The 21,129-nt window shown below is 69.6% G+C and carries 23 protein-coding genes; 14 read left to right on the top strand and 9 right to left on the bottom strand.

Features of this window, described 5'->3' with window-relative positions; all coding sequences use genetic code 11:
- Positions 1 to 64 precede the first annotated feature (64 nt).
- A complete protein-coding gene (locus C8D81_RS06725; RefSeq protein ID WP_133625750.1) occupies positions 65 to 2,578 on the bottom strand; it encodes an excinuclease ABC subunit UvrA in 2,514 nt (837 codons plus the stop codon).
- A gap of 23 nt (positions 2,579 to 2,601) precedes the next feature.
- Entirely contained in the window at positions 2,602 to 3,303 is a 702-nt protein-coding gene (locus tag C8D81_RS06720; RefSeq protein WP_094403740.1) for a M50 family metallopeptidase, read from the bottom strand.
- Between the two features lie 302 nt (positions 3,304 to 3,605).
- On the opposite strand from C8D81_RS06720, the gene C8D81_RS06715 reads away from it, so the two are divergent.
- The gene (locus tag C8D81_RS06715; RefSeq protein WP_094360702.1) at positions 3,606 to 3,878 is read left to right on the top strand and encodes a YlxR family protein; all 273 of its coding nucleotides are present in this window, start codon (positions 3,606 to 3,608) and stop codon (positions 3,876 to 3,878) included.
- A gap of 184 nt (positions 3,879 to 4,062) precedes the next feature.
- Positions 4,063 to 7,050 carry a translation initiation factor IF-2 gene (infB, locus tag C8D81_RS06710; RefSeq protein ID WP_133625749.1) on the top strand — a complete coding sequence of 996 codons (2,988 nt, stop codon included), beginning with the start codon at positions 4,063 to 4,065 and terminating at the stop codon, positions 7,048 to 7,050.
- 70 nt (positions 7,051 to 7,120) lie between these two features.
- Here the strand turns inward: infB and C8D81_RS06705 are convergent, their stop codons facing one another.
- From C8D81_RS06705 to C8D81_RS06690, 4 genes are all read right to left on the bottom strand, one after another.
- Positions 7,121 to 8,110 (bottom strand): alpha/beta hydrolase, encoded by a 990-nt coding sequence (locus tag C8D81_RS06705; RefSeq protein WP_133625748.1) that lies wholly within the window; start codon positions 8,108 to 8,110, stop codon positions 7,121 to 7,123.
- A 130-nt stretch (positions 8,111 to 8,240) separates the two neighbouring features.
- Complete coding sequence (locus tag C8D81_RS06700) at positions 8,241 to 8,420, bottom strand: PspC domain-containing protein (protein WP_094355526.1); 180 nt, start codon at positions 8,418 to 8,420, stop codon at positions 8,241 to 8,243.
- A 340-nt stretch (positions 8,421 to 8,760) separates the two neighbouring features.
- A complete protein-coding gene (locus C8D81_RS06695) occupies positions 8,761 to 9,246 on the bottom strand; it encodes a DinB family protein (RefSeq protein WP_094355525.1) in 486 nt (161 codons plus the stop codon).
- Positions 9,243 to 9,902: a DUF998 domain-containing protein gene (locus C8D81_RS06690; RefSeq protein WP_133625747.1), complete on the bottom strand. Its 660-nt coding sequence runs from the start codon at positions 9,900 to 9,902 to the stop codon at positions 9,243 to 9,245. Before C8D81_RS06690 ends, C8D81_RS06695 begins: the two co-directional genes overlap by 4 nt.
- A gap of 68 nt (positions 9,903 to 9,970) precedes the next feature.
- On the opposite strand from C8D81_RS06690, the gene rbfA reads away from it, so the two are divergent.
- The 6 genes from rbfA to C8D81_RS06660 all read left to right on the top strand — a co-directional run bounded on the left by rbfA (position 9,971) and on the right by C8D81_RS06660 (position 13,845).
- On the top strand, positions 9,971 to 10,426 hold the full coding sequence (gene rbfA, locus C8D81_RS06685; RefSeq protein WP_133625746.1) for a 30S ribosome-binding factor RbfA: 456 nt from the start codon (positions 9,971 to 9,973) through the stop codon (positions 10,424 to 10,426).
- Positions 10,423 to 11,307 carry a tRNA pseudouridine(55) synthase TruB gene (truB, locus tag C8D81_RS06680; RefSeq protein ID WP_133625745.1) on the top strand — a complete coding sequence of 295 codons (885 nt, stop codon included), beginning with the start codon at positions 10,423 to 10,425 and terminating at the stop codon, positions 11,305 to 11,307. The genes rbfA and truB overlap by 4 nt, the downstream gene beginning before the upstream one ends.
- Before the next feature lie 120 nt (positions 11,308 to 11,427).
- A complete protein-coding gene (locus tag C8D81_RS06675; RefSeq protein WP_094403735.1) occupies positions 11,428 to 11,763 on the top strand; it encodes an excalibur calcium-binding domain-containing protein in 336 nt (111 codons plus the stop codon).
- Between the two features lie 134 nt (positions 11,764 to 11,897).
- On the top strand, positions 11,898 to 12,809 hold the full coding sequence (locus C8D81_RS06670) for a bifunctional riboflavin kinase/FAD synthetase (protein WP_133625744.1): 912 nt from the start codon (positions 11,898 to 11,900) through the stop codon (positions 12,807 to 12,809).
- 36 nt (positions 12,810 to 12,845) lie between these two features.
- Positions 12,846 to 13,250: a nuclear transport factor 2 family protein gene (locus C8D81_RS06665; RefSeq protein ID WP_133625743.1), complete on the top strand. Its 405-nt coding sequence runs from the start codon at positions 12,846 to 12,848 to the stop codon at positions 13,248 to 13,250.
- Between the two features lie 4 nt (positions 13,251 to 13,254).
- Positions 13,255 to 13,845, top strand: coding sequence for a TetR-like C-terminal domain-containing protein (locus tag C8D81_RS06660; protein WP_166646699.1), 591 nt, complete (start codon positions 13,255 to 13,257; stop codon positions 13,843 to 13,845).
- Here the strand turns inward: C8D81_RS06660 and C8D81_RS06655 are convergent.
- Together C8D81_RS06655 and C8D81_RS06650 are read right to left on the bottom strand one after the other, a co-directional pair.
- Entirely contained in the window at positions 13,842 to 14,153 is a 312-nt protein-coding gene (locus tag C8D81_RS06655; protein WP_133625741.1) for an AzlD domain-containing protein, read from the bottom strand. The two genes, C8D81_RS06660 and C8D81_RS06655, sit on opposite strands and share 4 nt — an antisense overlap.
- Positions 14,150 to 14,827, bottom strand: a complete 678-nt coding sequence (locus tag C8D81_RS06650) for an AzlC family ABC transporter permease (protein WP_133625740.1) — start codon at positions 14,825 to 14,827, stop codon at positions 14,150 to 14,152. Before C8D81_RS06650 ends, C8D81_RS06655 begins: the two co-directional genes overlap by 4 nt.
- Positions 14,828 to 14,927: 100 nt before the next feature.
- Here C8D81_RS06650 and C8D81_RS06645 point away from each other — a divergent pair, with 100 nt between their 5' ends.
- The 6 genes from C8D81_RS06645 to smpB all read left to right on the top strand — a co-directional run bounded on the left by C8D81_RS06645 (position 14,928) and on the right by smpB (position 20,519).
- Positions 14,928 to 15,476, top strand: coding sequence for a helix-turn-helix domain-containing protein (locus C8D81_RS06645; RefSeq protein WP_094460131.1), 549 nt, complete (start codon positions 14,928 to 14,930; stop codon positions 15,474 to 15,476).
- An 11-nt stretch (positions 15,477 to 15,487) separates the two neighbouring features.
- On the top strand, positions 15,488 to 16,609 hold the full coding sequence (prfB, locus tag C8D81_RS06640; RefSeq protein ID WP_094355516.1) for a peptide chain release factor 2: 1,122 nt from the start codon (positions 15,488 to 15,490) through the stop codon (positions 16,607 to 16,609).
- Between the two features lie 157 nt (positions 16,610 to 16,766).
- Entirely contained in the window at positions 16,767 to 17,453 is a 687-nt protein-coding gene (gene ftsE / locus C8D81_RS06635) for a cell division ATP-binding protein FtsE (protein ID WP_094355515.1), read from the top strand.
- 54 nt (positions 17,454 to 17,507) lie between these two features.
- Positions 17,508 to 18,410, top strand: a complete 903-nt coding sequence (ftsX, locus tag C8D81_RS06630; RefSeq protein WP_094355514.1) for a permease-like cell division protein FtsX — start codon at positions 17,508 to 17,510, stop codon at positions 18,408 to 18,410.
- Positions 18,411 to 18,451: 41 nt separating this feature from the next.
- Complete coding sequence (locus C8D81_RS06625) at positions 18,452 to 19,948, top strand: M23 family metallopeptidase (RefSeq protein ID WP_133625739.1); 1,497 nt, start codon at positions 18,452 to 18,454, stop codon at positions 19,946 to 19,948.
- Positions 19,949 to 20,045: 97 nt separating this feature from the next.
- Entirely contained in the window at positions 20,046 to 20,519 is a 474-nt protein-coding gene (gene smpB, locus C8D81_RS06620) for an SsrA-binding protein SmpB (protein ID WP_094405288.1), read from the top strand.
- Between the two features lie 10 nt (positions 20,520 to 20,529).
- On the opposite strand, the gene C8D81_RS06615 is transcribed toward smpB, so the two are convergent.
- A complete protein-coding gene (locus tag C8D81_RS06615) occupies positions 20,530 to 21,054 on the bottom strand; it encodes a hypothetical protein (protein ID WP_133625738.1) in 525 nt (174 codons plus the stop codon).
- Positions 21,055 to 21,129 lie beyond the last annotated feature (75 nt).

Below are 21,129 nucleotides of genomic sequence, written 5' to 3'. Positions count from 1 at the left end.
TTGGTGGGCCTGCATCGCGGGGGCGCGCCGCTGGACGCTCGCCGACTCGGGGGTTGGTCCCAGTTCAAGTGCTGGCCAGGTAGCGGCCGGTGATCGAGGCGGGGTCGGCGGCGACCTGCTGGGGCGTACCGGTGGCGACGATCCGGCCGCCGTCGGTGCCGCCGCCGGGGCCGAGGTCGATGACCTGGTCGGCGTTGGCGATCAGATCGAGATCGTGTTCGATCACGATCACCGTCGCACCGCGCCGGGTGAGCTGATCCAGGACCCGGACCAGGGTGCGGACATCGAGCGGATGCAGCCCGACGCTCGGCTCGTCCAGCACGAAGACCGCATCGGATTGGTTGCGGTGCAACTGATTCACCAGCTTCAGCCGCTGCGCCTCGCCACCGGAGAGGACCGGGGTCGCCTCGCCGAGGGTGAGATAGCCCAGGCCCAGCTCGTCGAAGGCCTGCAGTCGACGTCGGACCCGGCTGAGCCCGGTGACGGTCTCGAGGGCCTCGCGGATCGTCAACTTCAACAGCTCCGGCAGCGCCAACCCGTCCCGCCGGTACGCCGCCGCCTCGGGGGCGTACCGGTTGCCGAGACAGGCCGGGCACTCGATGTCCACATCGGGCAGGAACTGCACGTCCAGTGAGATCTCCCCGGTACCGCCGCAGCGCGGGCAGGCCAGAGATCCTGTGTTGTAGGAGAAATCGGAGGCCGTCAGCCCCGCCGCCCGGGCCGCGTCGGTGTCGGCGTACGCCTCCCGCAGATCGTCCATCACCTTCGAATAGGTGGCCACCGTGGAGCGGACGTTGACCCCGATCGGGGAGGCGTCGACGACCAGCACCCGCAACGGTTTCGGCGGCTCCGGACTGACCTCGAGCGAGGTCACCGGCGGCGGCAGCGGCCGCTGCTCGGCGCGGGCCCGCAGGCCCGGTACGAGCGATTCGAGCACCATCGTCGTCTTCCCCGAACCCGACACCCCGGTCACCGCGATCAACCGCCCCCGCGCGAACTCCGCCGACAACGGGTGCACCGTGTGGATCGCCTCGGTCGTCATCCGGATCGCACCGTGCGCGAACAGCTCGTCGGCGGCCGCCCGCTCGCGTACCACGACCTCCTCGGTGCCGCCGAGGAACCCACCCAGCAAGGAATCCCGGTCATCCGACAGCTCGGCGGGGGTGCCCTGGGCGATCACCCGGCCGCCCTCGGTGCCCGACCCCGGGCCCAGCTCGATCAGCCAGTCCGCCCGGCACAGGGCCTGCACGTCGTGGTCGACGAAGACCACCGAATTGCCGTCGCGGAGCAGATCGCCCATCACCCCGAGCAGGCCCTCCATATTGGCCGGGTGCAATCCGATCGACGGTTCGTCCAGCACATAGAGCACCCCGGTGGTCCGGTTGCGGACCGCGCGGGCGAGCTGCACCCGCTGCCGCTCCCCGGTGGAGAGGCTGCTGGAGGCGCGATCCAGCGTCAGGTACGCCAACCCGAGCTCCAGCAACCGGCCGGCCATGCCCTGCAGGGCGCCGACCAGGTCGTCGGCCATCCGGCGCATGTCGGCGGGCAGGGTCGCGGGCACGGTCGGTGCCCACTCGACCAGTGCACCGAGCGAGAGCGCGGTCGCCTCGGCCAGATCGAGGTCCCCGATCTGCGGGGTGCGGGCTTCCGGGCGCAACCGGGTGCCGTGACAGGCCGGGCAGGGGCCCTCGACCAGGAAGCGGCTGACCCGGGCCAGCCGCTTGTCGGTATCGGCGCGTTCGAGTTCCTTGGTCACCGACAACCGGGCATTGCGGAAGGTGAAGTTGAGATCGTGCACGCCGTTGCGGGAGGTGACGGTGATGTGCTTCTTCTCCTCCGGCCCGGCCAGCACGATCTCGCGCTCGGCATCGGTCAGGTCCTGCCAGGGCACATCGGTGCGTACTCCGAACTCGCGGGCGATCGCCGGCTGCACGTTGAAACCGAACATGTTCCACGGTACGACCGCACCGCCGTCGAGGGTCTTCGTCGGATCCGGTACCAGGGCGGCGTCATCCACCTGGCGGACCACGCCAAGCCCCTGGCAGCGGGGGCAGGCACCGGTGGAGTTGAACGACAGCTCCTCCGCGCTCGGGGCGTGCACCGGTGCCCCGCAGGTCGGGCAGGTGAACGGCACCTCGGCGGCGACGTCGATGGTCGGTGGCACCCGGTGGCCGTTGGGGCACAGGTGCCGGGCGAGCCGGGAGAACATCAACCGCAGCACGTTCAACAGTTCGCTGGCGGTGCCGAAGGTGGAGCGGACGCCGGGGATACCGGGTCGTTGCCGCAGGGCCAGGGCCGCCGGCACGTATTGCACGGAATCGACGGCGGCGCGCGGCGCCTGGGACATCCGGCGTCGGGTGTAGGTGGACAGCGCCTCGATGTAGCGACGCGAGCCCTCGGCGTACAACACCCCGAGCGCCAACGACGACTTTCCCGAACCCGACACCCCGGCCACCCCGACGAGCCGGCGCAGCGGCACCTCGACATCCACCGCGCGCAGGTTGTTCACCCGGGCGCCGCGGACCAGGATGCACCGCGGATCGGTGTCGGGTCGCGGATTCTCCCGGGGGTCGGACATGGGCCGAGTCTAGGGATGACCGGTCAGCGGCCGAGCACCTCAGGGGCGAGCACGGCGATCCCGCCGATCAGGCAGGAGATGGTGAGTACGCCGAACAGGAAGGTCCAGATCCCGGCCGGGATGCCGGTGGTGCGGGCCAGCTGCGCCGAATCGGAGGTACGCCCGCCGCGGGCGGCGAGCTCGAAGACCGGCCGCGGGGCCGACAGCAGCAGCACCCAGCAGACCAGATAGGCCAGCCAGGACTGGTGGATCGGCTGCAGATACCAGGAGGCCGCCGCGATCCCGGCCACCGCCGGCAGCAGCACCAGCAGACCATAGAAGTTGCGGATCATCAGCAGCATGGCCGCCAGGGCGAACGCCACCAGCCAGAGCAGCCCGATCGCATGCCCGGCGGCCAGCAGCCAGGCCGCGGCGAAACCGAGCAGACCCGGTGCCGGATAACCCGCGGCCAGGGTGGCGACCATTCCCGGCCCGCGCGGCCGACCCCTGGACAGGGTCAGCCCGGAGGTGTCGGAGTGCAGCCGGATGCCGGTCAGCTGGCGGCCGGTGAGCACCGCGACCAGCCCGTGACCGGCCTCGTGGGCGATGGTGGCGACCATCCTGGTGGCCGGCCACGCGGCGATGACCAGGCCGAGGGCGAGCAGTCCGAGCAGGGCGACGGTCTGCGGGCTGGGTACCGGTTGGGTCGCCGTGGCGCGCAGCAGCAACTCCTGCCAGATGCTCATCGCCTCCCATTGTTGCCGACCGGGGGCGGCTCCGGTCCGGGCCGCGCCGCGCGGGCCCGAAACGGGACGCGGGTCGGAGACGGGACGGACGCCGTCCACCCCCACCAACTCGGTCGGATCCTCAGGGAAAGGGACCGGATCCGTCCGGATCGGTGGGTGTGAACGGCGTCCGCTTCACTCCACCCCATCAGCGTTCACCCCATTGCGATCGCTGGCCCCCATTCAGTCGCTCGGGGCTGGCAATCGGATCGGTGTTTCCTGTGTGTCGGCTGTGGCTGGCTGTGATCGCTAGGGTGTCGTGGATGGGTGAGAGGAGCGGTCCGGTACGGACCTGCATCGGGTGTCGTACGCCGGCAGCAGCCGGTGACCTGCTCCGGGTGGTGCTGCAACAGGGGAGTGTGCTGCCCGATCCGGAACACCGGCTGCCGGGACGCGGGGCGTACCTGCATCCCGAGGGTGACTGCATCGAGACCGCACTCCGCCGCCGGGCGTTCGCCCGGGCGCTCCGCGGCCAGGTCGGTACGGTTCCGGACGCGGCCACGCTGCGGGCCGCTTATGCGAAATCACCACCGTAGGCATAGACTGGACGGCGTTCCCGCGTCGGTTCCCGACGCGGGTGCGGTTCCAGCGCCCGGCCACTGTGGGCGGGCACGATTCAGAAGGTGGGCTGACGCTCATGACCACTCGATGAGTACGCACCGATGAGCAAGCAACGCAACTAGCTGGTCCGCGCACAGACGCGGGCTGAGAAGGAGAGTAGTGGCCAAGCCCCGCGTCTACGAGATCGCTAAAGAACTCGGACTCGAAAGCAAGCAAGTACTGAAGACCCTGAACGACATGGGCGAATTCGTCCGCTCCGCGTCCTCGACGGTGGAGGCCCCGGTGGTCCGGCGGCTCCGCGATCGGATCGAGTCGGAACAGGGTGGCGGCAGCAAGGAGAAGGCAGCCAAGGCACCGGCCAAGAAGGCCGCCGCCAAGAGCGCCCCCGCACCCGCCGCCGAGAAGGCGAAGGCCGACGGCGCCGAGAAGCCGCAGCCGAAGGCCGAGGCATCGGCCCCGGCCAAGCCCGCCGAGCCGTCGGCAAAGCCCGCCCCGAAGCCGGGTGCCGCCGCGCCGAAGGCGCCGACCCCCGGTCCGCGCCCGACCCCGCGGATGCCCAAGGCCGCCGGTGGGCCGACCGAGACCCGTCGCTCCGAGGCTCCTGCGCCGCGTTCGGCGAACAGCCCCGAGACCCGTCCGGGGCCGCGCCCCGCGCCGCGTCCGGCAGCCGGCTCCGGCTCCGGCTCCGGTGACACCGGTATGCCGCAGCGCCCGGCCGCCTCGGGTGAGGGCCGCCCCGCGGCCGAGGCCCGTCCCGCGACCGAAGGCCGTCCCGGTGTGCCGGGCCCGCGTCCGGCGCCGCGTCCCGGTTCCACCGGCGGCCTGCCCGGTGGTGGCCCGCGGCCGCGTCCGGGCGCCCCGCGTCCGGGCAACAACCCGTTCTCCTCCTCGCAGGGGATGGGGACCCAGAGCCGGCGTCCGCGTCCCGACGGGGCTCGCCCCGGTGGTGGCGAGGGTCGCGGTGGCGCTCGTCCGGGTGCCCCGCGCGGTGGCGACGGTGCACGTCCCGGGCCGCGTCCGGGTGCCCTCTCGGGGATGCCGCGGCCGAACCCGGCGATGATGCCCAAGCAGAGCTCCTCCCAGCTCGGTGCCGCTCCCGGTCGCGGTGGCGGCCGTGGCGGCGGCCCGGGTCGGGGACGTCCCGGTGGCGGTGGCCCCGGTCGTGGCGGCCCCATGGGCGGTCCGCCCGGGGGTGGGCGCGGTCGCGGTGGTCGCGGTGGCGCCGGTACCCAGGGTGCGTTCGGTCGTGGCGGGCAGTCCCGTCGGGGCCGCAAGTCGAAGCGGCAGAAGCGCCAAGAGTTCGACCAGATGGAAGCGCCGACGATCGGTGGCGTACGCATCCGGCAGGGGGACGGGCAGACCGTCCGGCTGCGCCGTGGTGCCTCGCTGACCGACCTGGCCGAGAAGATCAACGTCGACGCCGCACAGCTGGTGCAGGTGCTCTTCGGCATGGGCGAGATGGTGACCGCCACCCAGTCGGTCAACGACGAGACCCTGCAGCTGCTGGGTGCCGAGCTGAACTACAACATCACCGTGGTCTCGCCCGAGGACGAGGACCGCGAGCTGTTGGAGCGCTTCGACCTGGAGTTCGGTGAGGACGAGGGCGACGAGTCCGATCTCGCCGCCCGGCCGCCGGTCGTGACCGTGATGGGTCACGTCGACCACGGTAAGACCAAGCTGCTGGACGCGCTGCGCAAGTCCAACGTGGTGGCCAAGGAGGCCGGTGGCATCACCCAGTCCATCGGCGCCTACCAGGTCGCGACCGAGGTCGACGACAACGAGCGGGCGATCACCTTCATCGACACCCCCGGTCACGAGGCGTTCACCCAGATGCGTGCCCGTGGCGCCAAGTCCACCGACATCGCGGTGCTCGTGGTGGCCGCCGATGACGGTGTGATGCCGCAGACCATCGAGGCGCTGAACCACGCCACGGCGGCCGAGGTGCCGGTCGTGGTCGCGGTGAACAAGGTCGACAAGGAGACCGCCGATCCGGCCAAGGTCCGCGGTCAGCTCACCGAATACGGTCTGGTGCCCGAGGAGTACGGCGGCGAGACGATGTTCGTCGACGTGTCGGCGACCACCGGTCAGGGGCTCGAGGAGCTGCTGGAGGCGGTCGTGCTGACCGCCGACGCCGCCCTCGACCTGCGCGCGAACCCGAGCATGGACGCCCAGGGTGTGGCCATCGAGGCGCACCTGGACAAGGGCCGCGGCCCCGTGGCGACCGTGCTCGTGCAGCGCGGCACGCTGAAGGTCGGTGACTCGATCGTCGCCGGTCCGGCCCACGGCCGGGTCCGGGCGCTGGTCAACGACATCGGTGAGAGCGTCGATGAGGCGCCGCCGTCGATGCCGGTGCAGGTGCTGGGTCTGACCTCGGTCCCGGGTGCCGGTGACTCCTTCCTGGTGGTCGCCGACGACCGGACCGCGCGGCAGATCGCGGACCAGCGGGAGGCCCGTCGCCGGGCCGCCGCGCAGGCCGCCGGTGCCCGCCGCAAGACCCTCGACCAGCTGTTCGAGCAGCTGGAGAAGGGCGAGACCCAGGAGCTGCTGCTCATCCTCAAGGGCGATTCCGCCGGTTCGGTGGAGGCCCTGGAGGAGGCGCTGTCCAAGATCGACGTGGGCGACGAGGTGTCGCTGCGCGTGATCGACCGCGGTGTCGGTGCCATCACCGAGACCAACGTGTCGCTGGCGGCCGCCTCCGGTGCGGTGATCATCGGCTACAACGTCCGGACCCAGGGCAAGGCCACCGAGCAGGCGGATCGCGAGAACGTCGACATCCGCTACTACTCGGTGATCTACGCCGCGATCGACGAGATCGAGGCCGCGCTGAAGGGCATGCTCAAGCCGATCTACGAGGAGGCGGCGCTCGGCACCGCCGAGATCCGCGAGATCTTCCGCTCCTCCAAGATCGGTACGATCGCGGGCTGCATGGTGCAGACCGGGCTCATCCGACGCAACGCCAAGGCGCGTCTGCTCCGCGACGGCGTGGTGGTCACCGAGACCACCATCAACTCGCTGCGCCGGGAGAAGGACGACGTCACCGAGGTCCGCGAGGGCTTCGAGTGCGGTATCACGCTCGCCAACTACTCCGACATCCGGGTCGAGGACATCATCGAGACCTACGAGATGCGGGAGAAGGCACGCGACTGATCCGCTGAGGCGTACGCCTTGATCGCGACGATCCCGCGTATCCCGGTTGGGGTACGCGGGATCGCTGCGTTCAGCGGACGTTCATCGCGTCCAGCAGTATCGGCAGCGAGGCGCGCAGTTCCCGCTCCCAGTACGCCCACTTGTGCTGGCCCGGGCCGTAGAAGTTGGTGGTGAGGTTCTTCGCGCCGAGGTCGCGGAGCCGGGCCGCCAGGGCCTCGTTCTGCTGGGCGAAGTCGGCCTCCAGGGCGTCGTAGCTGCCCGGCCGGTCGTAGGGGCCCGGTTGGCCGTTGCCGACCGAGAGATAGACCGGGATCGACCTCAGGTGCTGCGGAATGTAGTACGGGTCGTGCGCCTCCCAGATCTCGCGCTGCGCGACCGGATCACCCCAGACATCGGTCGGGTCGTTGCCGTCGTGGGCGAAGAACCCCATCAGTCGATCCGTGGATTCCTTGGACAGCAGGGGATGCACCGATCCGGAGTACGCCGCGGCGGCGCGGAACATGCCGGGGTTGCGGGTGGCGTAGAGCAACGCACCCTGGCCACCCATCGAGAGTCCGGTGACGGTGCGGTTGGCGGAGGCGCCGAACTGCTTCTCCAGGAGTCGGCGCAGTTCGACGGTGTGGAAGGTTTCCCAGTCATCGCCGGTGTTGCTGCCCTGGTTCCACCAGTTGGAGTACCAGCCGTTCCAGCCGGCCTCCGGCATCACCCCCAGCACGTTGCGGAGCTCGGGGAGGTTCTCCACATCGGTGGCCCTGGTCCAGCTCGTGTAGTCACCGCAGCAGCCGTGCAGCAGCCACAGCGTCGGCCAGTGCTGTGCGCGGTCGGTCGGATTCCAGCCGTCCGGGGTGAGCAGGCGTACCTTCACCACTCGGCCACCGAGGGCGGCGGAGCGGACGGTCAGGTCGACCTGTCGGTCGGCGACCGGGGTGACGGAGATGAGTTCGGCACCCCGCGGGGCGGGATTCGCCCGGGCCGGTGTGGCGGTGGCGGGGGCCAGGGTGGGCGCGAACAGGGCGACCAGCGTGACCAGCAGGATGAGGAGGGTGCGTCGAGTGGTCATACCTCACTCAACCACCCCGCGGTGGGTTCGGGAAGGGCCGGACGCAGCGGTCCCGCGCACCCTGGGGGTACGCGGGACCGCTGGCTTCGACTCGCCGGCGCTCGGGGATCGACCGGCGGTCGGGGAGGGATCAGTCGTTGGGGAGGATGATCCAGAGCGCGAGGTAGATGATGAACTGCGGGCCGGGCAACAGGCAGCTCAGCACGAAGATCAGCCGGACGGTGTTGGCGCTGATGCCGAACCGGCGGCCCAGTCCGGCGCAGACGCCGGCGATCATCCGGTTTTGGCGAGGACGGGCGAGGGTGCTCATGAGTTGCCTTTCGTTGTAGGTGATGCCTCAACGATGCCCGGTCCCCGGGGTCGGTTTCCAGTGCCCTCAGGCGTGTTCAGGGGTGACCCAGGGGATGCCGGGAGTGATCCTCAGGGCACCCCGGATGCCGCGCTGGTCTCTTCTCAGGGGTCCCTGCAAATCGGTAGGGGTTTGATACCTGGGAGGCATCAAAGATTTCCTTGATGCCCCAGCGGCATCAAAGATTTCCTTGATCCCGGGTGGGCATCAAAGATTTCCTTGACCCCGGGTGGGCATCAGCAATTTCTTTGATCCCGGGTGGGCATCAAACGTGGATCGCTCGGCGGGTGCTCCCGCAGGGTCAGCGGCGGGCGCGGAGTTGTTCGCGGAGGATGTCGGCATGGCCGGCGTGGCGGGCGTACTCGCGGATCAGATGCAGCAGGATCCAGCGGACGCTGACCTCACCCATCCGGGCCGACACGGTGTCATCCAGGTCGACCTCGGCGAGGATCCGGCGGGACCGCTCGCAGGCGGTGCGGAAGTCGGCGAGCGCACCGGCCAGGGTGTCGGCGTCGGAGAGGGTGAATGACTCGTCGACCGACTCCGGCAACCCGGCCTCGGCGCGGGTACGCCCCTCGATCCGGGTCTCGAACCAGACCTTCTCCACGAAGGTGGCGTGCTTCAGCAGCCCGAGCACGGTGGTCAGCGACGGCACCAGCGAGGCGCGCGCCTCGTCCTCGCTCAGGTCACCGGCGAGCCGTTCGATCTGCAGCCGCTGGTCCTCCACGAAACCGATCAGGCTGGCGCGTTCATCGGCGGTACGCACCGCCAGGTCGGGGTCGGTCATGACCGCAGCGTAGCGATCTCCGGGCCGTCCACCGGGCTGGTTGCCGATTCCAGCCGCCACAGGGCGATGCCGGTGAGGAGCTGCCACGCCATGAAGGGATACACCGCACCCCGCTCCCACACCCCGTCGGGGAAGCCGACGTGCAGGCTCAGCAGTACGCCGCAGACGAGACCCAGGCCACCCAGGATCGGGCCGACGAACCGCCACCGACCCAGCCGCCGCAGCGGCCGCGCCGAGACGATCGCCGCCAGGTTGCCGCCGGCGATCGCGGCGATGGCGCCGATCGCGTGGAACCGGATGAGGCCGTTGGCGAGGTTCGCCATCGATCCCGGTACCAGGCCCACCAGACTGATGCCGACGGTGTGCACCGCACCCAGCACCACCAGGGCACCGGTGGCGAGGCCGCGGGGCAGCGTACGCGTCAGCAGGGCGAGGCCCAGGAAGAACAGCAGTCCGGTCCCGAGGAAGCCGGCGTTCATCACCGCGTGGAGCGGTGAGTCCAGCGACCGGCCCTGGAAGTCCCCGATCTCGGGCACCCCCAGGTCGCTGATGTAGAAGGTGGCGTAGCTGTAACCGGGGAAGGCGGAGGCGGCAATCGCCTCGCACAGCACATACCAGAGCGGGGCGGCGATCCAGAGCAGTCCGGGGGTGCGCACGGAACCGAATCTAACCGGGTCCGCCGACGGGTCCGGAACCGTCCGCGGATCTGGAATGATGGGGCGTTATGAGCAACCCCCGCGTGCAGAAGCTTGCCGATCAGATCAAGGTGATCACCGCGCAGATGTTGGAGCGGCGGATCAAGGATCCGCGCCTGGGTTTCGTCACGGTGACCGATGTCCGGCTCACCGGTGATTCGCGGGAAGCGACGATCTTCTACACCGTGCTCGGGGAGCAGGCCGACCTGGCGTCGTCGCAGGTCGCGCTGGATTCGGCCAAGGGTCTGATCCGCTCCACCATCGGCAAGCAGCTCGGGCTGCGGTTCGCGCCCTCGCTGACCTTCGTGCCCGATGCGATGCCGGAGAACGCGCGGCACATCGAGGAGCTGCTGGCCAGCACCCGCGACCATGACGCCGAGCTGGCCCAGCGGGCCGCCGGCGCCCAGTACGCGGGGGAGTCCGACCCCTACCGCCATCCCGACGACGAGGCCGGTGAGGTGGACGACGCCGACGATCAGCGGTGACCGACAGCACCGAATCCGGCCTGGTCGTCGTCGACAAGCCCCAGGGCTGGACCTCGCACCAGATCGTCGGACGCTGCCGGCGGCTGCTCGGTACCCGCAAGGTCGGCCACGCCGGCACCCTGGACCCGATGGCCACCGGGGTGCTGCTGGTCGGGGTGAACCGGGCGACCCGGTTGCTCGGCCATCTGATGCTGACCGAGAAGGAGTACACCGCGACGATCCGGCTCGGGGAATCGACGATCACCGACGACGCCGAGGGTGGGACGATCGAACGGCGCGGCTGCGGCGTACTCGATGAATCCCTGCTGGACCAGGCGATGCAGCCGTTCCGTGGCGACATCCTGCAGGTGCCGACCCAGGTGTCGGCGATCAAGATCGACGGGAAACGTTCGTACGCCCGGGTGCGCGCCGGGGAACAGGTCGAGCTGAAGGCGCGGCCGGTGACGGTCTTCGAATTCTCCTTGCTGGGCAGCGATCCCGCCGAGGTCGAGGGTACGCCGGTGCTCGACCTGCGGGTCCGGGTGCGCTGCTCCTCGGGCACCTACATCCGGGCCCTGGCCCGGGATCTGGGGGCCGCGCTGGGCTGCGGTGGGCACCTGACGGTGCTGCGCCGGACCCGGGTCGGGCCGTTCGGCCTCGACGGGGCCCAGCTGGTCGACAACGAGACCGAACACCTCACCCTGATCGGTATCGACGAGGTGGCCGCCGAGTGTTTCCCGACGCTGGCGGTCGACGAGCCCACGGCGCGCGCGATCTCCTACGGACAACGGCTTTCCGGGGTAGAGCTGACCGCGCTGACCGCGATGCTGCACCAGGGCCGCTTCCTGGCGCTGTATGCCCCGGACGGTCCCGACGCGAAGGCCGAGGCCGTCTTCAGCTGAGCACCCGGAATCTCACCAGCGGTCAGTTTTCCGAAACGCCGGACAGCTCCTTAACCGCGACTTAGCGTGAGATCGGCACCCCCGCCCCCTGTGGGGTGCCCCGACCCCGAGGAGCACCCCATGAAGAACCGCACCATCGCCGCCTTCGCCGCGGCCGCGCTGATCGGCTCCGGCCTGCTGATCCCCACCACCGTCGCCCAGGCCGCACCGCCGAAGAGCTGCAGCGACACCATGCGCCGCGACATCCCCGTCGGTGACCCCGACTACGCACCGCGGCTGGACCGCGACCGGGACGGGGTCGCCTGCGAGACGGCCGATTTCGGCCCCGGTGGTGAGAGCACCGCCAAGCCGACGAAGAGCCCGACGAAGTCCAGCACCGCCAAGCCGACCAGGAGCTCGAGCACCAGCACCGGCTCGAAGGCCAGCTCCGGCGGTCTGGCGAAGACCGGCGTCTGAACCGCCCCGACCCACACCACGGTCGCCCCGGGGTCCTGCGCGGACACCGGGGCGACCTGCGTCGCGGGGGCGTACGGTGCCGAGCGGGTCGCTAGCATCGACCCGGAGCATCAGTGCGGCAGTGAGGATCGGACGTGGAGGACGAGGCGAGCGTCGTCGTCATCGGCAACTTCGACGGTGTCCACCAGGGGCATCGGGCGGTGCTGCAGGCCGCCCGGCGACTGGAGCCGGGGGCGCGGCTGATCGCGGTCACCTTCTGGCCGCACCCGATGTCGGTGGTCCGGCCCGGTCAGGAACCGCTGCTGCTGTGCGACCTCTCCCACCGGATCTCGATGCTGCGCGAGGCCGGCGCCGACCAGGTCGAGGTGATCCGGTTCAGCGACGAGCTGATGTCCACCTCCCCGGAGGAGTTCGTGCGGCAGAAGCTGATGCCGCTGCATCCGGTGCGGGTGGTCGTCGGTCGCAACTTCCGCTTCGGGCACAGGGCCGCCGGCACCGTGGACACCCTGGCCGAGATCGGCCGGGACCCGGTCGAGGGCGGCTTCGAGGTGAGCGTGCTCGAGCTGCTGGACACCGAGCACCACACCACCAGTTCCACCGAGGTGCGCCGGCTGCTCGCCGAGGGTGATGTCGCGACCGCCGCGCAGCACCTGGGCCGTCCGTTCGGTTTCAGCGGGGAGGTCGTGGTCGGTCATCAGCGCGGCCGCGAACTGGGCTTCCCGACCGCGAATCTTCCGGTACCGAAGGGTTTTGCGGCCCCTGCCGATGGGGTGTACGCCGGCTGGCTGCGGCGTACCGACGTGCCGGACGCACCGTCGTGGCCGGCCGCCATCTCGGTCGGTACCAATCCCACCTTCGACGATGTGCCGGAGACCGTGGTCGAGGCGTACGTGCTGGACCGCGACGACCTGGAGCTCTATGGCGTCCCGGTGCGCGTCGATTTCGTGCAGCGGCTGCGCGGCAATGTGAAGTTCGAGGGGATTCCGGAGTTGATCAAGCAGATCAGCGCCGATGTCGAGCAGACCCGGAAAGTGCTCGGCCGCTGACGTGACCAGTTGTGTTACAGCATGTAACATAACGGTATGACCCCGGTTCCAGATGTCATCACCTCGTTCTTCGCAGCGCTGACCGGTGGCGATCTCGACAGTGCTCTCGAGTTGTGCGCGCCGGACGCCGTCTGGGTGATCCCCGGTGATCCGGACCTGCTGCCGTGGGCGGGTGAACATCGCGGACGCGATGCGATCCGGTCGTTCTATGCACTGCTCTCCCGGGAGGCCGTGGCCGAATATCTGCGGCTCGGGCCTGTCGCTGCCACTGGCGACCAGGGGTTCGTCCGAGGCGAGTTCGCCTACACCTTTCACCGAGGTGGCGGCCGGTACGCGGGCGCGTTCGTCATCGTCTTCACCGTGCGCCAGGGGTTCATCACGCGTTATGAGATGCACGAGGACAGTCAGGGCCTGGCGCGCGCATTCAGCGGTCTCGGGTAGGCCGATGGCGCGCCCCAGACGGCCCGAGGTGGACGAGGCGATCAACGAAGCCGTCCGAACCGTCGTCCAGCGTGCCGGGTACCGGGAACTGAGTTACGGCCAGGTCGCCAGCGTGGCGGGAGTGTCCCGGCCATCGTTGTATCGGCGGTCCGCCAGCAAGGCCTTGCTCGTGGTGCACGCCCTCGTCGCCCGTTACGGGCTGACTCCCGTCCCTGATGCCGGCAGCATCGAGGCCGAGCTGCTGGCCCTTCAGCGGGCCCAGCTGCAGCTGTACAACGATCCGGTGTTCCAGGCGGCGTTGCCCGGTCTGCTCGATGACATCCGAGGTGACGAGCAGGCCCGGAAGGTCTGGAACGAAGGCTTCGTCAGGCCGCGTCGCGAGGGGGTGCTGCAGGCCGTGGCCCGGGCGATCGAACGCGGCGAACTCGACCGGGACTGTGACGGGGAATGGGTCTGCGAGATCCTCACCGGACCGCTGATCAGCAGCGCATTCCTCCAGGGGCCGCGAGTGCTTCCGGCGACCCTCGCCGCGGAGACGGTCTCCCTGGTGCTGCGCCGGTTCGGCACCACCTCGGTGCACCCGGTCGACGGTTAACCCCAACCCAGCAGGCGTACGCCAGCAGCGGCCGCCGCGCCCAGGATCACCACCAGCAGATAGGGCGCCCGCAGTGCGAAGGCGATGACCGCCACCACCAGGGCCGCGACCCGGGCGTCCAGGCGGAGCTGCTGGCCGTCGGCGAAGGTGTTCATGGTGACCAGGGAGGCGAGCAGCCCGATCGTCATCACCCCGGCGACCCGGGTGAGCAGCGGCGATTCCAACCGCTCGGCCGGGATGAGGTAACCGGATCCCTTGATCGCGAAGGCGATCGCGCTGGCACCCAGCACCCACAACCACATCGTCATCGCGAGCGACCCCCGAACCAGCCGACCAGTCCGGCGACCGCGGCGGCGACCAGGATCGGTACCCCGGCAGGCAGGAACGGTACGCAGACCGCGGTGACGATCGCGCAGAGCACCGCCACCGCCACCGGTTCGCCACCCTTCAACCGCGGCCAGAGCAGCCCGACGAAGGCGGCCACCGCGGCACCGTCCAGGCCCCACTGTTTCGGGTCGCCCATCGCGTTGCCGGCCAGCGCGCCCACCAGGGTGAAGGCGTTCCAGAGCAGGAACACCCCGATCCCGGCGGTCCAGAAGCCGCGCGCCTGCTCGGTACGCCCCTGCTGGCCCAGCGCGGTCGCGGTGGACTCGTCGATGGTCAAGTGGGCGGCGAGCGGCCGCCACCAGCCCCGCGGGGCGAGCGCGGCATTGATCTGCATGCCGTAGACCCCGTTGCGGATGCCCAGCAGGCTGGCCGCACCGAGTGCGGAGAGCCCGGAGCCGCCACCGGCCAGCACGCCGATGAAGGCGAACTGCGACCCGCCGGTGAACATCAGCAGGCTGAGCGCCTGGGTCTGCCACAGGTTCAGCCCGGCGGCCACCGATAGGGCGCCGAAGGAGGCGCCATAGACGCCGACCGCCACCGCGATCGACGAACCGGCCCGGAAGCCGGGGGCCCGGCGAAGGGGCAACTCGGCCATGGTCACTTCTCTCGGTGTTCTCTCTGGCGGACGATTGTTCTACAGTCTGAACAACGAACGAGATGTTCGTCAAGAAGAACGATCGATCGATGGAGTGAACATGTCGGATGCGGTCCGCGCGGTGGCCACCAACCTGCAGCGGGAGCGAGCCCGGGCCGGCTGGTCGATCAGCGAACTCGGCCGGCGCGCCAACGTGGCCAAGTCCACGCTGTCCCAGCTCGAGGCCGGCAGCGGCAATCCGAGCGTGGAGACCCTCTGGGCGCTGGCGACCGCGCTCGGCATCCCGTTCGCGCGGTTGGTCGAACCGGCGGCCAGCCGGGTCACGGTGGTCCGCGCCGGCGAGGGGCAGGCGTACGCCTCCGGAGCTGGCGGCTATCTGGCGACCCTGTTGGCCACCGCCGCCCCGGACAGCCGCTGCGACCTCTACCGGTTGGAGGTGGCCGAGGGGGCTCGCCGGGAATCCGACCCGCACCCGCAGGGCACCGTCGAGCACCTGCTGCTCTGCAGCGGATCGGCGCTGATCGGCCCGGCCGATGACCCGGTGCTGCTCGGACCGGGGGACTTCATCAGCTATCGCGGGGACGCGCCACACGTCTTCGAGGGCCGCCCCGGCGGCGCGCTCGCCATGCTCGTCAGCGAGCAGCGGTAGGCTTGTGCGCTGTGGCAGTTGACTTCGCATCCTCCCTGGCGACCCTCGATCACTCGCTGAGCTCGATCGAGAAGGTCGTCGACCCCGATTCCAAGGCCGAGGAGATCGCCGATCTGGAGCAGCAGGTCGCCGCGCCCGACCTGTGGGACGACCAGGAGAACGCCCAGCGGGTCACCTCGCGGTTGTCCCACCTGCAGAACGAGCTGAACCGGGTCAAGGCCCTGCGCTCCCGACTCGACGACCTCGGCGTACTCGTCGAACTCGGCACCGAGGAGAACGACGCCGATTCGCTCGCCGAGGCCGAGCGCGAGCTCGGCAAGCTCACCAAGGACATCGAGGCGCTCGAGGTGCGCACCCTGCTGTCGGGGGAATACGACGAACGCGAGGCCGTGGTCACCATCCGCGCCGAGGCCGGCGGGGTGGACGCCTCCGACTTCGCCGAGCGGTTGCTGCGGATGTATCTGCGCTGGGCGGAGCGGCACGGTTACCCGACCGAGGTCTACGACATCTCCTACGCCGAGGAGGCCGGCATCAAGTCGGCCACCTTCACCGTCAAGGCGCCGTTCGCCTACGGCACGCTGTCGGTCGAACAGGGCACCCACCGGCTGGTCCGGATCTCCCCGTTCGACAACCAGGGCCGCCGGCAGACCTCCTTCGCCGGCGTCGACGTGCTGCCGGTGACCGAGGAGGCCGACCACATCGACATCCCCGAGGCCGACCTGCGGATCGACGTGTTCCGCTCCTCCGGTCCGGGCGGACAGTCGGTGAACACCACCGACTCCGCGGTCCGGATCACCCACCTGCCGACCGGGGTGGTGGTCTCCTGCCAGAACGAGAAGTCCCAGCTGCAGAACAAGGTCGCCGCGATGCGGGTGCTGCAGTCCCGGTTGCTGGAGAAGGCCCGCGAGGAGCGGGAGGCCGAGCTCAACGCGCTGAAGTCCGACGGCGCCGGCTCCTGGGGTGCGCAGATGCGTTCGTATGTGCTGCACCCCTACCAGATGGTGAAGGACCTGCGTACCGAGCAGGAGACCGGCAACACCGACGCGGTCTTCGACGGGGAGATCGACCCCTTCATCGACGCCGGCATCCGCTGGCGCAAGCGCACCGAGACCGAGGCCGAGGCGAACGCGTAGGTCCCGCGGGGAGGCCTGATTCACAGGCGCCACGCGCCTGAAGATCCCAAGAAAATCTTTGTCGGATCCTAGACTCGCTGGCGGCCGTTCCCCTGCGCAGCCCGTTGCGGGGCATGCCCGAAAGTGCATGTAGTCGACCGCGGCCGGAGCAGATGCCGTGATCCGATTCGAGAACGTCTCCAAGACCTACGAGGGCCAGCGGCGCGCCGCCCTGAAGAATGTCGATGTCGAGATCGACAAGGGCGAGTTCGTCTTCCTCGTCGGCGCCTCGGGGTCCGGAAAGTCGACGTTCATGCGGCTGATCCTGCGTGAGTACCGACCCAGTTCCGGCCGGATCTGGGTCGCCGGCAAGGACCTCTCCCGGCTGCCGAGCTGGAAGATCCCCAAGCTGCGCCGCCAGATCGGCACCGTCTTCCAGGACTTCCGGCTGCTGCCGGGCAAGACCGTCAACGAGAACGTCGCCTTCGCGCTCCAGGTGATCGGGAAGTCCAGCGGCGCGATCCGCCGCGCGGTCCCCGAGACCCTGGAACTGGTCGGACTGGGCAACAAGGGCGACCGGCTGCCCGAGGAGCTCTCCGGCGGCGAGCAGCAGCGGGTGGCGATCGCCCGGGCGTTCGTGAACCGGCCCAAGATCCTGATCGCCGACGAGCCGACCGGCAACCTCGACCCCAACACCAGCGTGGGGATCATGAAGCTGCTGGACCGGATCAACCGCTCCGACACCACCGTGGTGATGGCCACCCACGACTCGACGATCGTCGACCAGATGCGCAAGCGGGTGATCGAGCTCGACGACGGCGAGGTCGTCCGGGACCAGAGCAAGGGGGTGTACGGCTACCAGTGAGCACCAGGACCGACACCACCCCGCACGCCGTGAGCCACCAAGAGGAAAGCTGAGATGCGCCACACCTTCGCCGAGACCTGGTCCGGGCTCCGCCGCAACCTGACGATGACGATCGCGGTGATCGTCACCATGTGGGTCTCCCTGTCGCTGTTCGGGGCCGGGCTGCTGGCCAATCAGCAGGTCGACCTGATGAAGGGCCGCTGGTACGACAAGATCGAGATCTCGGTCTTCCTCTGCACCAAGGACACCCGCGGCGACAACTGCGACCCCGGCCAGGAGGTGACCCAGCCCCAGAAGGACCAGATCCAGCAGACGCTGCAGGCCAATCCCGAGGTCGCCGAGGTCTTCTTCGAGTCCAAGCCGATGGCCTTCGAGGAGTTCCGCAAGGCCTATGAGGGCAGCCCGATCCAGGACTCGCTGACCGTCGACCAGATGCAGGAGTCCTTCCGGGTCAAGCTGAAGAACCCCGAGCAGTACCAGGGCGTGGTGTCGGCGGTCGCCGGGCTGCCGGGGGTGCAGGCGGTGCAGGACCTGCACAAGGTGCTCGACCGGTTGTTCCAGTGGCTCGGGCTGCTGCAGTGGGGGACGATCATCGCCTCCGGGCTGTTGCTGCTGGCGGCGGCCCTGCAGATCGGCAACACGATCCGGATGGCCGCCTTCGCCCGCAGACGCGAGATAGGGATCATGCGGCTGGTCGGTGCCAGCAACCTCTACATCATGCTCCCGTTCCTGCTCGAATCGCTGATCGCGGGCATCATCGGAGCGGGTCTTGCTTGCGCAACATTGGCCGCAGGCGTTTACTTCATCATCATCAGAAAAGCTGAAGTCTTGATCGAGGCTTCACCCTGGATTGGCTGGCCACAAGCGGGTCTGGCGATGGCAGGGGTTGCCATAGTGGGAATTCTGCTGTCCATAATTCCCACGCTCATCGCCACCCGGCGGTACCTGAGAGTTTGACCTGACCGGGCGGTACGCCCACAACCGATTGGGGACCAGCAGTGACACGGGATCTTCCCCCCGCCTTCGATGGCGGACCCGTCGACCGCGGCACCACCACCGCCCGCCGATCGCGGAGCGCGTGCGCTCGCGGCGTACGCCTCGGCATCAGCGCCCTGGCGGTCGCGGCCCTCGGGTTCAGCACGCTGCTGCCCACCGCGTACGCCGATGACCCCTTGAACGATCAGCGCGACCGGGTCAACCAGCAGATCACCAGCACCAGCGGCCAGGTCAGTGAATCGAGCCGGGCACTGAGCGACGCCACCGCCCGCCTGGTCCAGTCCCAGCAGCAGCTGACCGATGCCCGCAACCAGCTCGCCGACACCCAGCGCCAGCTCGGCGCGGCCAAGAAGGCCGATGAGGACTCCGCCAAGCGGCTCTCCCAGGCCCAGGACGAGCTGGAGAAGGCCAAGGCCGCGGTGGCCGAGGGGCAGCGCAACGTCGACGCCCAGCAGGTCGAGGTCGGCCAGGTGGCGCGGACCCAGTACCAGCAGCGCACCGGCCTGGTCGGCATCGGGATGCTGGTCTCCGGCGAGGACACCGGTGACGTCTCCAACCGGGTGCAGTGGTCGACAACGGTGTTCGACTCGACCCAGGCCGAGATGGACAAGCTCAAGGAGATCCAGACCCAGCTCACCGCCGCCAAGGACAAGCAGGACGGCATCGAGAAGCAGATGGCGCAGGAGCGGGCCGCTGCCGCGGCCAACCTGAGCCAGATCACCCAGCTGGAGTCCACCGCGCGGCAGCAGGAGCAGGCCGTGGCCGCGCTGGTCACCAGCAACGGCGAGGCCGAGACCGCGGCCCGCAACCAGCTCGCCGCCGACCAGCAGCAGCTCGAGGGCCTGAACGCCGAGCGGGCCCAGGTCGAGCAGCGGATCGCCGAGCGGATCGCGCAGCAGAAGGCCGAGGAGGCGCGCAGGGCGGAGGAGGCCCGCAAGGCCCGCGAGGCCGCTGCCGCCAAGGCCCGTGCCGATGCCGCCGCCGCGAAGGCACGCGCCGACGCCGCGGCCGCCCAGGCGAAGTCGGCCCCGAAGGCCGCAGCCGCGCCCAAGGCCGGTGCCGCCGCGGCCCCGGTGCAGAACGCCACCGCGCAGACCGCCGGCAGCGGATTCATCTACCCGACCGACACCACGATCACCTCGGCGTTCGGGATGCGACTGCACCCGATCACCAAGATCTACAAGCTGCACGACGGCACCGACTTCGCCGCCCAGTGCAACGCCCCGCTGCGGGCCCCGGCCGATGGTGTGGTCACCGAGAAGTACTTCAACTCCGCCTACGGCAACCGGCTGATGATCGACCACGGCAAGGTCGGCGGCAAGTTCGTCACCACCGGCTACAACCACGCGAACTCCTACACCGTGAGCGTGGGGCAGCGGGTCACCAAGGGCCAGATCATCGGTTACGCCGGCACCACCGGCCTGTCGACCGGCTGCCACCTGCACCTGATGACCTGGATGGATGGCGAGCTGAGCAACCCCGGGGTCCTCTTCAACTGAGCCGGCGCCCGGGCCCGCTGCGGAAATGCCGCGCGGCTGGGGCGTACCTCTTGGTAAGCTGGGGCGGTTGTCCACGGCGAGTGTGAAGGGGAGTGCGATGGCCAAGAAGCAGACCGGTCGGTCCATGGTCGCCCAGAACAAGAAGGCCCGCCACGACTACAACATCCACGACACCTTCGAGGCCGGGATGGTGCTCACCGGGACCGAGGTGAAGTCGCTGCGTCAGGGCCGGGCGTCGCTGGTCGACGCGTTCGCCACCATCGACGACGGGGAGGTCTGGCTGCGCCAGGCGCACATCCCCGAGTACAGCCACGGCACCTGGACCAACCACACCGCCCGCCGGACCCGCAAGCTGCTGCTGCACCGCCGCGAGATCGACCGGCTGGAACGCAAGCTGAGCGACGCCGGCAGCACCCTGGTCCCGCTGGCGATCTATTTCAACGACGGGTACGCCAAGGTCGAGATCGCGCTCGCCAGCGGCAAGCGTGAGTATGACAAGCGGCAGACGCTGCGCCGCCGGGACGCCGACCGCGAGGCCGAGCGCGCCCTGGCCGACCGCCAGCGCCGCTGACGCGCGCAGGTCAGTCGAATAACCACCGGCCGGTCTGGCCGATGGTCGCACGGAAGAGCACGAACCGCCCGAGCGGATGCGCGGCGCGCCAGTCCTCGAGCTCGCGGTCCACGTAGGTGACTTCCAAGGAGAGGTGGGTGGCGCCGTGGCTCGGGTTCTCGCGGATCGCTGGCATCGCGCTGGCACCCAGGAGCCGCTCCATCGCCTCCGGTGGTCGCGACGATTCGAGGGCGCGACCCTCAGCCCAACTCATGGACTCGCCCGGATGTGGGGGCGTGCCGACATAGCTGGGTTCTTCCTGGTTCTGGGCGAAGGCAGCGCTCGATACGGTGAACTGGTGACCGTCCCATGATCCGGCGACATCCAGTCGACGCCCCGTGAGCGCCAACTCGTGGGCCTGGTCGGGGACGTTCACCGGGACTTTGACCAGGTAGGAGCACGGGGTCGTCTTCCGCGGAACGAACAGATCCTGGCGCAGGTCGATCCAACCGCGCCCATGCCAGACCTGCTCATCCCCAGCTGCCGCCACCGCCACCACCACCTCCTTCCTTCCTCGTGATGTAAAGCACCCCCTCCTGGGGTGAGTTGGATCTGGAACCTTCATGAAGAA

Source organism: Enemella evansiae (genome assembly GCF_004362375.1).
GTDB lineage: Bacteria > Actinomycetota > Actinomycetes > Propionibacteriales > Propionibacteriaceae > Enemella > Enemella evansiae.
The sequence above is the reverse complement of the archived record's forward strand: the minus strand, read 5'-3'. Positions and strand labels throughout refer to the sequence as shown.